13 protein-coding genes are annotated in these 13219 nt (G+C 63.4%); 8 read left to right on the top strand and 5 right to left on the bottom strand.

Annotated elements, in window-relative coordinates:
• Positions 1 to 295 (top strand): thiamine pyrophosphate-dependent enzyme (locus tag FXB40_RS45605; protein ID WP_246208356.1); only part of this gene is annotated, 295 nt, incomplete at its 5' end.
• 118 nt (positions 296 to 413) lie between these two features.
• Here FXB40_RS45605 and FXB40_RS45600 read toward each other — a convergent pair.
• Complete coding sequence (locus FXB40_RS45600) at positions 414 to 1793, bottom strand: LLM class flavin-dependent oxidoreductase (RefSeq protein WP_148778793.1); 1380 nt, start codon at positions 1791 to 1793, stop codon at positions 414 to 416.
• A gap of 254 nt (positions 1794 to 2047) precedes the next feature.
• Between FXB40_RS45600 and FXB40_RS45595 the strand changes: the two genes are divergently transcribed.
• The 6 genes from FXB40_RS45595 (at position 2048) to FXB40_RS45570 (ending at position 7730) form a co-directional block, all read left to right on the top strand.
• On the top strand, positions 2048 to 3433 hold the full coding sequence (locus FXB40_RS45595) for a M20 family metallopeptidase (RefSeq protein ID WP_148778792.1): 1386 nt from the start codon (positions 2048 to 2050) through the stop codon (positions 3431 to 3433).
• A gap of 98 nt (positions 3434 to 3531) precedes the next feature.
• Positions 3532 to 4443 (top strand): amino acid ABC transporter substrate-binding protein, encoded by a 912-nt coding sequence (locus FXB40_RS45590; protein ID WP_148778791.1) that lies wholly within the window; start codon positions 3532 to 3534, stop codon positions 4441 to 4443.
• 129 nt (positions 4444 to 4572) lie between these two features.
• Positions 4573 to 5304 (top strand): amino acid ABC transporter permease, encoded by a 732-nt coding sequence (locus FXB40_RS45585; protein ID WP_148778790.1) that lies wholly within the window; start codon positions 4573 to 4575, stop codon positions 5302 to 5304.
• A gap of 4 nt (positions 5305 to 5308) precedes the next feature.
• Positions 5309 to 6001: an amino acid ABC transporter permease gene (locus FXB40_RS45580; protein ID WP_148778789.1), complete on the top strand. Its 693-nt coding sequence runs from the start codon at positions 5309 to 5311 to the stop codon at positions 5999 to 6001.
• 12 nt (positions 6002 to 6013) lie between these two features.
• On the top strand, positions 6014 to 6745 hold the full coding sequence (locus tag FXB40_RS45575; RefSeq protein WP_148778788.1) for an amino acid ABC transporter ATP-binding protein: 732 nt from the start codon (positions 6014 to 6016) through the stop codon (positions 6743 to 6745).
• A gap of 124 nt (positions 6746 to 6869) precedes the next feature.
• On the top strand, positions 6870 to 7730 hold the full coding sequence (locus FXB40_RS45570) for a D-amino-acid transaminase (protein ID WP_187437582.1): 861 nt from the start codon (positions 6870 to 6872) through the stop codon (positions 7728 to 7730).
• A 129-nt stretch (positions 7731 to 7859) separates the two neighbouring features.
• On the opposite strand, the gene FXB40_RS45565 is transcribed toward FXB40_RS45570, so the two are convergent.
• The 3 genes from FXB40_RS45565 to FXB40_RS45555 form a co-directional block, all read right to left on the bottom strand.
• Complete coding sequence (locus tag FXB40_RS45565; RefSeq protein ID WP_148778786.1) at positions 7860 to 8321, bottom strand: carboxymuconolactone decarboxylase family protein; 462 nt, start codon at positions 8319 to 8321, stop codon at positions 7860 to 7862.
• A 27-nt stretch (positions 8322 to 8348) separates the two neighbouring features.
• A complete protein-coding gene (locus tag FXB40_RS45560) occupies positions 8349 to 9968 on the bottom strand; it encodes an MDR family MFS transporter (RefSeq protein WP_148778785.1) in 1620 nt (539 codons plus the stop codon).
• Positions 9969 to 10085: 117 nt separating this feature from the next.
• Entirely contained in the window at positions 10086 to 11270 is a 1185-nt protein-coding gene (locus FXB40_RS45555; protein ID WP_148778784.1) for an HlyD family secretion protein, read from the bottom strand.
• A 307-nt stretch (positions 11271 to 11577) separates the two neighbouring features.
• On the opposite strand from FXB40_RS45555, the gene FXB40_RS45550 reads away from it, so the two are divergent.
• The gene (locus FXB40_RS45550; protein ID WP_148778783.1) at positions 11578 to 12486 is read left to right on the top strand and encodes a LysR family transcriptional regulator; all 909 of its coding nucleotides are present in this window, start codon (positions 11578 to 11580) and stop codon (positions 12484 to 12486) included.
• 206 nt (positions 12487 to 12692) lie between these two features.
• Here the strand turns inward: FXB40_RS45550 and FXB40_RS45545 are convergent.
• The coding region (locus FXB40_RS45545) for a transposase (protein WP_148778782.1) at positions 12693 to 13219 on the bottom strand (527 nt) is incomplete at its 5' end.

The following is a 13219-nucleotide window of genomic DNA, read 5'->3' as shown; positions in this document are numbered from 1 at the left end:
TTCGATCCAGGCGCTGTGGACGGCCGCGCACCACAAGCTGCCGCTCAACGTCGTCATCGCCAACAATGGCGGCTACCGTATCATCAAGCAGCGCCTGCTCGCCTTCCATGGCGATGACAATTACGTCGGCATGGACTTTGCCGATCCGCCCGTGGATTTCGCCGGCATGGCGAAGGCACTCGGCTGCGAGGCGATCAAGATCGGCGACCCGCGCGAGCTAAAGGCAACGCTGGCGTCGGCGTTCGGCCGGCCGGGGACCAAGCTGATCGAGGTGATGGTGGACGGGAAGGTGTAAGCGGCGCCGCGCACACCGCCGTCATTGCGAGGAGCGAAGCGACGAAGCAATCCAGTGTTTCAGCACAAAGATTCTGGATTGCTTCGCTGCGCTCGCAATGACGAGGAGGCAGCGAGTCCTACCCCTTCTTCCCCACCCGATACCCCGCCGCCGGATGCGGCGCGTCGAGTCTTGCGCGCCCATCGCCGAACAGCTTCTCCCGCAGCGTGCCCTTCGTATACTCGAGCTTGTATCGTCCGCGCTTGGTCAACTCCGGCACCAGCATGTCGGCGATGTCCTCGAAATCGCCGGGCGAGATCGCAAAGGCAACGTTGAGGCCGTCGACGTCGGTCTTCTCGAACCAATCCTCGATCTTGTCCGCTACGCTTTCGGGCGTGCCGACCACGACCGGGCCGGCGCCGCCGATGCCGACATGTTCGATGACGTCGCGCACGGTCCAGACGCGGTCGGGATCGCCGCGAGTGACGTTGTCCAGTGCGCTGCGACCGGCATCGTTCTGGACGTGACGGACCTGCTGGTCGAGTTCGTAGCCGGAGAAGTCGATGCCGGTCCATCCCGACATCAGCGCGAGCGCGCCCTCGGGGCTGATGTGCGACCGGTAGTCGGCATATTTCGCGGCCGCTTCGGCCTCGGTGTTGCCGAGGATGATCGTCATCATGTTGAACATGAGGATCTCGGCCGGGTTGCGGCCGAATGCGGCGGCCTCCTGGCGGATCGCGGAGACCCGCGGCGCAATGATCTTGGCCGACGGTCCCGACATGAATACGCATTCGGCATGCTTGGCCGCGAATTGACGGCCGCGCGGCGAGGTGCCGGCCTGGTACAGCACGGGCGTACGCTGCGGCGACGGTTCGCTAAGATGAATGGTGTTGTTGATGCGGTAGTTCGCGCTCTCATGATTGATGCGGTGAACCTTGCTGGGATCGGTGAAGATGCCGCGCTTGCGGTCCCGCACCACCGCGTCGTCCTCCCAACTCCCTTCCCAGAGCTTGTAGACGACCTCCATGTACTCGTCGGCGATGTCGTAGCGGTCGTCATGCCCGGTCTGCTTCTCCTTGCCGGCGCCGCGCGCGGCGCTGTCGAGATAGCCGGTGACGACGTTCCAGCCGATCCGCCCTTCGGTCAGATGGTCCAACGTCGACATCCGCCGCGCGAACGGGTAGGGCGGCTCGAAGGACAAATTGCTGGTGACACCGAATCCCAGATTCTTAGTGACCGCGGCCATCGCCGAGAGCAGAAGGAGCGGCTCGTTCGACGGCGTCTGTGCTGCATTGCGCAAGGCTGCGTCAGGGCTATTGCCATAGACGTCGTAGACGCCGAGCACGTCGGCCAGAAACAGCCCGTCGAAACGGCCGCGTTCCAGCGTCTTGGCGAGATCGATCCAGTAGGGCAGGCGGTTATATTCGGCGGTGCGGTCGCGCGGATGGGTCCATAGGCCCGGTGATTGATGCGCGACGCAATTCATCGCAAATGCGTTGAGCCTGATCTGCTTGGCCATGCTGGTCCCCCGGCGCCCTGTACTGAGCGCTCTTCGAATGATAGACGTGCGCCCCAACTTGGCGACGTTCTTGCATATAGCGCGACCTTGGCAAGGCCAAAATCAGCGGTGCTCCCGCCCTTGGCAAGCCAATCTCAAGAGAGCAAGAACGAAATCGCAAGAACGACCCAAGAGCTGTCCAAGTCCCCGCCACTTTCGAGGCCCAGTGTAGCCCGCTACGCTCTCCCGCCTCGAAACCTTGAAAAAAGCAAGTAATGACCAGAGCCGACGCCATCACCCGCGCCCGCGACGATTTCAAATCCGGTGCGTTCCTCGCCGAACTCGACCGCCGCGTCGGCTTCAAGACCGAAAGCCAGAATCCGTCGCGCGGCCCCGAGCTGCGCGCCTATCTGGAACAGGAGATGGTGCCAGCCTTCGCCGCGCTCGATTTCACCAGCCGCCTGGTCGAATCCCCGAGCGGCAAGGCGCCGTTCCTGTTTGCCGAGCATCACGAGAGCGCGTCGCTGCCGACCGTGCTGATCTATGGCCATGGCGACGTCGTCGACGGCATGGAGGGCGAGTGGCGCGACGGCCGCGATCCCTGGCGCACGACAGCGGCAGGCATTCGCCTGTACGGCCGCGGCACCGCTGACAACAAGGGCCAGCACAGCATCAACATGGCCGCGCTCCGCGCGGTGCGCGAGGCCCGCGGCGGCAAGCTCGGCTTCAATGCAAAATTCATCGTCGAGATGGGCGAGGAGATCGGCTCGCCCGATCTCGGCAAGGTCTGCGACCTCAACCGCGACACGCTGAAGGCGGATCTGTTCATGGCCTCCGACGGGCCGCGGCTGTCGGCTGATCGGCCGACGCTGTTCCTGGGCTGCCGCGGCGGCATCCGCATCCATCTCGACGTGAACCTGCGCGACGGCGGCCATCATTCTGGCAATTGGGGCGGCGTGCTCGCCAACCCCGCGACCATCCTGGTCAACGCGATTTCGACGCTGGTCGACGGCCACGGCCGGCTTCAGCTCGACGCCCTGAAGCCCCCGCGGCTCACCAACCAGATCCGCAGCTATCTTGCCGATGTACAGGTGGTGCCGACCGAGGACGAGCCTGCGCTCGCGGAGAACTGGGGCGAGGACGGCCTGTCCGCGGCCGAGCGGCTCTATGCCTGGAACACGCTGGAAGTTCTGGCGATGTCGTCGGGCAATATCGGGAAGCCGGCGAACGCCATTCCGGGCCACGCCAATGCCGTGCTGCAACTGCGCTTCGTGGTCGGCACCAAGGTCGATGGCCTGATCGAGGCCGTCCGCGCCCATCTGGTCGCAAAGGGCTTTCCGATGGTCGAGGTGCGGGCGGCCCAGAGCTTTGCCGCCTCGCGCACCGATTTCGACAGCCCCTGGATCAAATGGGCGGCGGATTCAGTCCAAAACACCACCGGCAAGGCGCCGGCGGTGCTGCCGAACTTCGGCGGCTCGCTGCCGAACGACGTGTTTTCCGAGATTCTGGGCCTGCCGACGATCTGGGTCCCGCACTCCTATCCCGGCTGTTCCCAGCATGCGCCCAATGAGCACATCCTGCTGCCATTGACCGAAGAGGCCTTGACGGTGATGGCCGGGCTGTTCTGGGATCTCGGCGAATTACCAAAGCCGCTGACCTGAGGCCATTAACCTGAGCCGGCATCCAGCCGAAAGTCACATTCTAATCCGGGCCGAGATGTGCTTGCATCCGGCCGCATTATCCTGAAAGGGGAGAAAAAGTGAAACATTTCCGTCACATCGGCCTTGCGCTCGCCGCGACCTTTGTCGTCAGCCAGGCCGGCGCCGAGGAGCTGACCGGCACCCTGAAGAACATCAAGGACACCGGCGCCATCACGCTGGGCTTCCGCGATTCCTCGATCCCGTTCTCCTATCTCGACGACAACCAGAAGCCCGTCGGGTTCGCGATGGACATCTGCTACAAGATCGTCGATGCCGTGAAGAAGGAGCTCAAGCTCGACAAGCTCGAGGTGAAGCTCAATCCGGTGACCTCGGCGACCCGTATCCCGCTGATGGCGAATGGTACCATTGACCTCGAATGCGGCTCGACCACCAACAATGCCGAGCGCCAGAAGCAGGTCGCCTTCACCAACACCCACTATCTGACCGCCAGCCGCTACGTCTTCAAGAAGTCGAGCGGCCTGAAGTCGATCGACGATCTCAAGGGCAAGACGGTGGTCTCCACCGCAGGCACCACCAACATCAAGCAGCTCACCGAGGCCAATGTCGCCAAGAGCCTGGGCGCCAACATCATTCCGGCCAAGGACCATGCCGAGGCCTTCCTGATGGTCGAAACCGACCGCGCGGTCGCCTTCGTGATGGACGACGTTCTGCTCGCGAGCCTCGTTGCCGGCTCGAAGACCCCGGATGACTACGTCATCTCCAAGGATGCGTTCTCCAAGCCCGAGCCCTACGGCATCATGCTGCGCAAGGACGACGCGCCGTTCAAGAAGGTGGTCGATGCCGCAACCGCTGCGCTCTACACCTCGGGCGAGGCCCAGAAGATCTACGACAAGTGGTTCACGGCCAAGATCCCGCCGAAGGGTCTCAACCTCAACACGCCGATCTCGGCCGAGCTGAAGAACGAGTTCGCAAAACCTTCGGACTCGCCGAACCCGGACGACTATAAGTAAGATATACCTCGGTCGCTTGATCGAGATCATGTCCGGCCACTCTTGACACCAGAGTGGCCGGACATTTGCATAGGCGGCAAGACCTTACTTCGAGCCAATATCTAATTGGCGCGTTCGCGCGGGGGACACGTGAACTATCACTGGAACTGGGGAATTTTCTTCGATCCGAACCCGATGGGGACCGGTACCTATCTCGACATGCTGCTGTCGGGCCTGGTGCTGACTCTGAAGACGGCCGTGCTCGCCTGGATCATCGCGCTGGTCTTCGGCTCAATTGTCGGCGTCATGCGGACGCTGCCGTCCAAGGCCGCCTCCTGGTTCGGCTTCTGCTGGGTCGAGTTCTTCCGCAACATGCCGCTGCTGGTGCAGCTGTTCCTGTGGTTCTTCGTGCTGCCGGAATTGCTGCCGAAGTCGACCGGCACCTGGCTGAAGCAACTGCCGAACGCGCCGTTCTGGACCGCGGCGATCGGCATCGGCTTCTTCATGTCGGCGCGCGTCGCGGTGCAATTGCAGGCCGGCATCGGCTCGCTGCCGCGCGGACAGAAGATGGCGGCGACCGCGCTCGGGCTGACCACGGTGCAAGGCTATCGCTACGTACTGCTGCCGATGGCGTTCCGCATCATCCTGCCGCCGCTGACCTCCGAGTTCCTCAACACCATCAAGAACACAGCGGTCGCCATCACCATCGGTCTGCTCGAACTGACCGGACAGGCGCGCTCGATGCAGGAGTTCTCGTTTCAGGTGTTCGAGGCGTTTACTGCGGCAACGCTCCTCTATCTCCTCGTCAACGCCGTCGTCGTGACCGCGATGCGCTTCCTTGAGCGCTACGTCGCGATCCCCGGCTACATCACGGGGAAATAGCGCCATGTTCAGTAATTTCGATTTCGGCGTCATCGTCCGCGCGCTGCCCTATCTGTTCTACGAGGGTATGACCTTCACGCTGATGCTGACGGGGCTCGCAGCACTTGGCGGGCTCGTCTTCGGCACCGCGATCGCGCTGATGCGGCTTTCCGGCTACAAGACGCTCGGGCGCATCGCCGGCTTCTATGTCGACTTCATGCGCTCGCTGCCGCTGGTGCTGGTGATCTTCTGGTTCTACTTCCTGGTGCCCTACATCGGACAGTGGGTGACCGGCGCCTCGCGACCGATCAGCGTCGGCGCGTTCGCCTCCTCGCTCATCACCTTCATCATGTTCGAGGCGGCCTACTTCTCCGAGATCATGCGCGCGGGCATCCAGTCGATCTCGCGGGGACAGCCGGCCGCCGCCAACGCGCTCGGCCTGACCTACGCGCAGACCATGCGCTACGTCGTGCTGCCGCAGGCGTTCCGCAACATGCTGCCGGTGCTGATCACGCAGACCATCGTGCTGTTCCAGGACACCTCGCTGGTCTACGTGCTGTCGATCACCGATTTCCTCGGTGCGGCCAGCAAGATCGCACAACGCGACGGCCGTCTCGTCGAGATGTATCTGTTTGCCGCCGTCGTCTACTTCACCATTTCCTGTATCGCGTCCTTCGGCGTCCGCCGCCTCCAGGCGCGCATCGCCATCATCCGCTAGAGCAAGTCGGTCATGATCGAAATCAGCCACGTCAACAAATGGTACAGCCCGACCTTTCAGGTGCTGACCGACTGCACCACCAGCGTCACCAAGGGCGAAGTCGTCGTGGTCTGCGGACCCTCCGGCTCGGGCAAGTCGACGCTGATCAAATGCGTCAACGCACTGGAGCCGTTCCAGAGCGGCGACATCTCGGTCGATGGCACCAAGGTCAACGATCCCAAGACCAATCTGCCGAAACTGCGCTCGCGCGTCGGCATGGTGTTCCAGCATTTCGAGCTGTTCCCGCATCTCAAGATCATCGACAATCTCTGCCTCGCCCAGCAGAAGGTGCTGGGACGGTCGTCCGACAAGGCGGTGGCGAAGGGCATGCAGCTCCTCGACCGCGTCGGTCTGCAGGAGCAGGCGCAGAAATTTCCGGCACAGCTGTCCGGCGGCCAGCAGCAGCGCGTCGCGATCGCGCGCGCGCTCGCGATGGATCCGATCGTGATGCTGTTCGACGAGCCGACCTCGGCGCTCGACCCCGAGATGGTGAGCGAGGTGCTCGACGTCATGGTCGACCTCGCCCACGAGGGCATGACCATGATGGTCGTCACCCACGAAATGGGCTTTGCCCGCAAGGTCGCCAACCGCGTCATCTTCATGGACCGCGGCGAGATCGTCGAGGACGCGCCGAAGGAGGACTTCTTCGGCAAGCCCCGCAGCGACCGTGCGCAGAAGTTCTTGTCGAAGATTTTGTCGCACTAGCTCGGTCGTCATTCCGGGACGCGCCTCTAGGCGCGGGCCCGGAATGACAGATCGAGGGTTTCGGGACCCCAACAAATCCCCTATACCGGTCGATAAATCCCCCTTTCCCGCCAGGAGACCAGCCTTGGATTCGACCGCCTACGTCAATGGCTCATTCGTCCCGCTCTCGGACGCGAAGATCTCGGTGCTCGACCGCGGCTTCCTGTTTGCCGACGGCATCTACGAGGTCTCGGCCGTGCTCGACGGCAAGCTGGTCGACAACGCCTCGCATCTGGCGCGGCTGGAGCGCTCGGTTGGCGAGATCAGCTTGAGGCTGCCGGAGACGGTCGAGCGCATCACCGAGATCCAGAAGGAGCTGATCGCCCGCAACAAGGTCGTGTCCGGCCTGGTCTATCTCCAGGTCACGCGCGGCGCCGACAAGGGCCGCGACTTCGCTTTCCCCAAGGGCGACGTCAAGCCGAGCCTGGTGATGTTCACCTCCGAAAAGGACATCATCAACGCAGTGTCCGCCAAGACCGGCATCAACGTGATCACGGTGCCTGACATCCGCTGGGAGCGGCGCGACATCAAGAGCGTGGCGCTGCTGGCGCAGGTGCTGGCGAAGCAGGCCGCAGCCGAAGCTGGCGCCGGCGAGGCCTGGATGCTCCAAGACGGCTACGTCACCGAGGGTGGCTCGTCGTCGGCGTTCATCCTCACCAAGGACGACGTCATCGTCACCCGCAAGAACTCCAACGCGATCCTGCCGGGCTGCACCCGCAAGGCCGTCGTCGCGCTCGCTGAGGAGCGTCAGCTCCGCGTCGAGGAACGCTCCTTCACTGTGGAAGAGGCGCTGGCCGCGAAGGAGGCGTTTGCGACGTCGGCCTCGCTGTTCGTCCAGCCGGTGGTGGCGATTGACGGAAAGAAGGTGGGCGACGGCAAGCCCGGCCCGCTCGCCGCGCGGCTTCGCGAGATCTATGTCGAGTTCGCCAAGGCGACTGCGGTTTAAGCCGCATACCCAGCTATCGTAGGGTGGGCAAAGGCGCACTTGCGCCGGGCCCACGTCTTTTCTTGCTTTTGAGGAGGTGGTGGGCACGCTTGCGCTTTGCCCACCCTACGAGACTTGCGCGTGGGGCGCCTACGCCACCGACGCCTTCACCTTCACCGGATGAACCGCGCGGAACGCGATCGCCAGCCTGTTCCAGGCGTTGATCGCGCCGATCAGCACGGTCAGGTTCACCGTCTCCGCGTCGGAGAACTGCGCGCGGACCTCGGCGTAGACGTCGTCGGGCGCGCGTGTTTCCGCGATCAGCGTCACCGCCTCGGTCCAGGCCAGCGCGGCGCGCTCGCGATCGGTATAGAGCGGGGATTCGCGCCAGGCGTTGAGCAGATAGATGCGCTGCTCGGTCTCGCCGCGCTTGCGGGCATCCTCGGTGTGCATGTTGATGCAGAAGGCGCAGCCGTTGATCTCTGAGGCCCGGATCTTGACGAGCTCGATCAGCGATTTCTCCAATCCCGTCGACTGGATCTGCTCTTCCAGCGCCATCAGCGCCTTCATCGTGTCGGGGGCTGCCTGGTAGAAATTCATGCGGGGCTTCATGGTCGTTCTCCTTGTTTGGGGTTGAGGTCAGTGGGCACCGCCGGCCGAGACATGGCCGGGCTTCTTCAGGAAGAGGGAGGCGACGAAGGCGACGATCAGCGCCAGGCCGAGCAGATAGAAGGTGTCGCTGAAGGCGAAGATGTAAGCCTGCTTCTGCACGACATGACCGATCGCGACATAGGCACGATGCGCGGCATCGGCGCGGTCGAGCACGCCGTGATTGATGAAATATTGCGTGAGCTGCTCCAGCCGGGTGCGGGTGGCCTGCTCGAACACCGAGACAGACTGCATCAGCACGTTGGAGTGATACTGCTCGCGCTTGGTCAGCACGGTCTGCAGCAACGCGATGCCGACGGCGCCGCCGAGATTGCGCATCATATTGAACAGGCCGGAGGCCGAGCCCGCGTTCTCCGCCTCGATGCCGGCGGTTGCCACCGCCGACAGCGGCGCCATCACCAGCGCCTGACCGATGGCGCGGACGACATTGGGCCACAACAGCTGGTCGGCGGCGTAGTCGTTAGTCATATAGATGTTCATGAAGTTCGAGCCTGCGAACAGCACGAAGCCGATGCCAATGATGATCCGCGCATCGAATTTCCGCATCAGGCGCGGCACCAGCGGAATCAGCAGCAGCTGCGGCAATCCGGTCCAGGCCAGCACCATACCGATCTGCTCCGAATTGTAGCCCTGGATGCGCGACAGGTATTGCGGCAGGATGAACACCGAACCATAGAGCGCGACGCCGAGCAGGAAGTTGGCGAGCATGCCGAAGCCGAAATTGCGGCGGACCAGCAGGCGCAGGTTCAACAGCGGCTTCTTCACCGTCAGCTCGATGATCAGGAAGACGATGAGCGCCACGGCCGCGATCACGCTGAGCTTGACGATGAAGGGCGAACCGAACCAGTCGTCCTTGTTGCCTTCCTCCAGCACCGTCTGCAGCGCGGAGAGGCCGATCGCCATGGTGATGATGCCGGCCCAGTCGCCGTCGCGCAGCAGCGACAGCTTCATCGGCTTGGCGTCGAGCGCGTACCAGAGCATGCCGACCATGATCGCGCCGGGCGCGAGGTTGACGTAGAAGATGTACTGCCAGCCGAAATTCTCGGTGAGATAGCCGCCGATGGTCGGGCCGATCGCCGGCGCGAATGTCGCCGACAACGCGAACAGCGCAAGGCCCACCGGCTGCTTGGCGCGCGGCAGCAGCGTGATGATCAGCGTGAAGGCCATCGGGATCAGCACGCCGCCGGTGAAACCCTGCACGGCGCGCAGCACGATCATCTGCGGCAGGTCCTGCGCCAGCGCGCAGGCGGCGGAGAGCAGCAGGAATAGAACTGCGTTTGTGAGAAGATAAATTCGGATCGAGAACACCTGGGCGAGCCAGCCGGAGAGCGGGATCACCACGATCTCGGCGATCAGATAGGAGGTCGAGATCCAGCCGCCGTCGTCGATGCCGGCGCCGATCGCGCCCTGGATGTCGGCGAGCGAGGCGTTGACGATCTGGATGTTCAGCACCGCCATGAAGGCGCCGAGCGTGGCGCCGATCACCGCGATCCAGGTTTTGGCAGAGACGGCCGGTGTTGCGGGAGCAGCTTGCGGAGCGGGCAGATTGGCGGCGGAAGCGGCATTGAGGGTCGGTTGAAGCGTGCTCATGGAAGCCTCGTCTCGGTTACGGAGACAGGATGCATTAGGCGGATGGTTTCGATAATCGGGTAAGTTCGGGAAGGATCATCCGGCAGGATTTGATAATCCCGCCGGGATCCCGCAGCGTCAGCCGCCGTTCGGATGCAGCGCGTTGTCGGCAACGCGCTTCGCCGTCTCGCGCTCGGCCACCACGGTCGCCTTGGTGTCGACCGTCGGCACCGCCGACATTCCGGGCCGCAGCAGGCCGGTCAGGCTGTGATCGTCGAGCACGATCTTCACCGGCACGCGCTGCACGATCTTGGTGAAATTGCCGGTGGCGTTGTCCGGCGGCAGCAGCGCGAATTCAAGTCCGCTTGCCGGCGACAGGCTGTCGACATGGCCGTGGAGCGTCTGCTTGCGAAAGCTGTCGACGATCAGCTCGACCGGCTGGCCGGCGCGCACATGCGTGAGCTGGGTCTCCTTGAAATTCGCGACCACATAGACCGCATCGAGCGGCACCACCGCCATTAATTGCGTGCCGGCCTGCACGTACTGACCGACGCGCAAGCTGCGGGCGCCGACCGTGCCGTCGACCGGCGCGGTGATCTCGGTGTAGGACAGGTTCAGCCCAGCCTGGTCCGCGACCGCGCGGGCGTGATCGAGCTGCGCCGTGGCCTGCGCACGCTGGGTGGTCAGCACGTCAACCTTGCGCTGCGCGGCCACCAGGCCCGACTTGGCGTGCTGCAATTGCGCGTTGCTGGCGCGGAGCGCCGCATCGGTCTGCTGTGCGCGCTGGATCGTGCCGGAGCCCGACTTCATGAGATCGTCGTAGCGGGCGCGCTCCTCTTGCGCGAATTTCAGATTGGCGTCTGCTGCCGTGACGTCGGCCGTGCTCTGCTCGATGATCGGTTGCTGGAGTTCCAGCTGGGCATCGAGGTTGTGAACCGAAGCTTCGGCCGCAGCCACATCGGCGCGGGCCTGGCCAAGCGCCGCCTTGAAGTCGCGGTCGTCGATTTTGGCCAGCAGCTGGCCAGCCCTGACCTTCTCGTTGTCGCCGACCAGCACGTTCGCGATATAGCCGGAGACCTTTGGTGCGATGATCGTGGAGTCTGCCTTCACATAGGCGTCGTCGGTGGTCTCGAGGTAGCGGCCGTTGGTCCAATAGTCGTGGCCGTAATAGGCGATCGTTGCCGTGCCAGCGAGGAGCGCGAGCACCAATGCCGCGCGCCGGACCATATTCTTCCGGCTCGGGACAGTCGCCGTCGCCTTTGGATAATCACGAGCAATTTCAGTTGCTTGCTCGAAAGTATCGGTTCGGGGCATCTCTGACATAGCAAGTCTCCTATCGGCTGGCTGAGACTATCGTTCTTTCTGGGGCGAGTGATAATTGGCGAAATTCGGGAAGGATTATCCATCGGGGGTGGACAGTCGGCAGGCGCCGCCTTTGCGTGTGAGGGTCTACCGAATCGGGCTCGTGACTGCCCCAGAGCGATTGCCGTGTCCGTCGAGCGATTGCTGCTAACGCATGCATCCCGTTGCATTCGAAGCTGCTAGTGGGATGCGACCATGTGTATGATCTGATGGATAATCGGGGCGATTCCCCAGCAATTGTCGATCAAAAGCGGATAATCAGGCAGCCATGGACCGCTTCACCAGCCTTACCGCCTTCGTCCGCGTGGTCGAAAACGGCGGTTTCTCCGCCGCCGCGCGCCGCCTCAACATGTCGACGACCATGGTGAGCAACCACGTCCAGGCGCTGGAGGACCGGCTCGGCGTGCGGCTGCTCAACCGCACCACGCGAAAGGTGAGCCTCACTGAGATCGGCAAGGCCTATTACGACCGCTCGACCCAGATCCTCGCCGATCTCGAACAGGCCGACGACATTGCCGGCGCACTGCAATCGACGCCGCGCGGCACGCTGCGCATCCACACCGCCACCCACATGGTCCCGTTCGTCGCGCCCGTGATGGCCGAATTCCTCGCGACCTATCCGGAGGTCAAGGTCGACCTGCGCATGGGCGAGACCAATGTCGACCTGATCGAGGAAGGCTTTGATCTCGCATTGCGCATGATCGCGCCGCCCGACTCGAGCCTGATCGTGCGGAGCCTTGCGACCTGGCGGCACGTGTTGTGCTGCTCGCATTCCTATATCGAGGCGCATGGACGCGTGCAGACGCTCGAGGAGCTTGCCGGGCATAATTGCGTGCGCCACATCAACTACCCCTTCGACGAATGGCGCTTCTTCGATCGCAAGGGCACGCCCGCCTCGGTGCGCGTGTCGGGCAATCTGATCACCAATAGCGGAGAGGCCCTGCGTGAGGCGGCGTTGCAGGGCGCGGGCGTCAGTCTGGCGGCCGGATTCCTGGTCGGCGACGATCTCGATGCCGGCCGGCTGGTCCGCCTGTTGCCGGAATATCGGCCGGTCGAGATGTCGATGAATGCGGTCTACCCGCACAAGCATCATCTGTCGGCGAAGGTCCGGACCTTCATCGACATGCTCGTGCAGCACAGTGCCGAGCAGCAGAAGCTGATCAATCCGTATTCTTAGCTGGCACGGTGCCGTAGCAACCATTAAAGCCGTCCCGATTTCCGGCGAGGATGACGCCGTGCTTGCGGCCGTCAAGGCGTGGCCTGGCGACAGCGGCAATGGGGTGAGGCCGGAGCGACGGCCAGCCTTGACGGCCGCGGCGCGCGGCGTCTTTGCGACGGCAGGTCGGGACGAAGAAACGGGTTCGGCCGAACAAAGAAACGCGATCAGGTGGCTGGCCGGCTTGCGACTTCAGGCGCTTCTTTCCGCCAGGGCGTGCCGCGAGCGACGACTGTGTTGGCGAAGATCAGCAGCTTTCTGGCGCAAGCGATCAGAGCGCGTTTATGCTCCTTGCCGGCCTCCGTCAGCTTTCCATAGAACGCGATGAGCTGCGGATTCCAGCGAAAGGACGCCGGTAGCGCGGCATTGAAGAGCGCGCGGCGCAGCCGTTCACGCCCGCCCGCAATGTGACGGACGCCGACATGATTGCCGCTGTCGTGATCGTAAGGGGCAAGCCCCGACAGGGCGGCTACTTGTTCGCGTGTGATCTGACCGATCTCGGGCATCCGCACCAGAATGATAATCGCGGTCTTTAGCCCGATGCCATCGATGCTGTTGATCAGGTCGAGCCGTTCGGCAAGATCGTGGTGCTCACGGATGGCGACGGCCAGCGCCTTCAGCTCGACCCTCTCGCGCTTGGCCAGGCGAGCGATATCCTCCTTCCACAGCTTCTGGGCCCGCGCATTGCGGCAAC

It is taken from the genome of Bradyrhizobium rifense (genome assembly GCF_008123425.1).
Taxonomy (GTDB): Bacteria; Pseudomonadota; Alphaproteobacteria; order Rhizobiales; family Xanthobacteraceae; genus Bradyrhizobium; species Bradyrhizobium rifense.
This window is presented reverse-complemented; position numbering and strand designations above follow the sequence as displayed.

Excerpts from the sequence above, each read along its gene's own strand:
- FXB40_RS45600 (WP_148778793.1), bottom strand. The coding sequence starts at position 1,793 with ATGGCCAAGCAGATCAGGCTCAACGCATTTGCGATGAATTGCGTCGCG.
- FXB40_RS45595 (WP_148778792.1), top strand. The coding sequence starts at position 2,048 with ATGACCAGAGCCGACGCCATCACCCGCGCCCGCGACGATTTCAAATCC.
- FXB40_RS45580 (WP_148778789.1), top strand. The coding sequence starts at position 5,309 with ATGTTCAGTAATTTCGATTTCGGCGTCATCGTCCGCGCGCTGCCCTAT.
- FXB40_RS45575 (WP_148778788.1), top strand. The coding sequence starts at position 6,014 with ATGATCGAAATCAGCCACGTCAACAAATGGTACAGCCCGACCTTTCAG.
- FXB40_RS45565 (WP_148778786.1), bottom strand. The coding sequence starts at position 8,321 with ATGAAGCCCCGCATGAATTTCTACCAGGCAGCCCCCGACACGATGAAG.
- FXB40_RS45560 (WP_148778785.1), bottom strand. The coding sequence starts at position 9,968 with ATGAGCACGCTTCAACCGACCCTCAATGCCGCTTCCGCCGCCAATCTG.
- FXB40_RS45555 (WP_148778784.1), bottom strand. The coding sequence starts at position 11,270 with ATGTCAGAGATGCCCCGAACCGATACTTTCGAGCAAGCAACTGAAATT.
- FXB40_RS45550 (WP_148778783.1), top strand. The coding sequence starts at position 11,578 with ATGGACCGCTTCACCAGCCTTACCGCCTTCGTCCGCGTGGTCGAAAAC.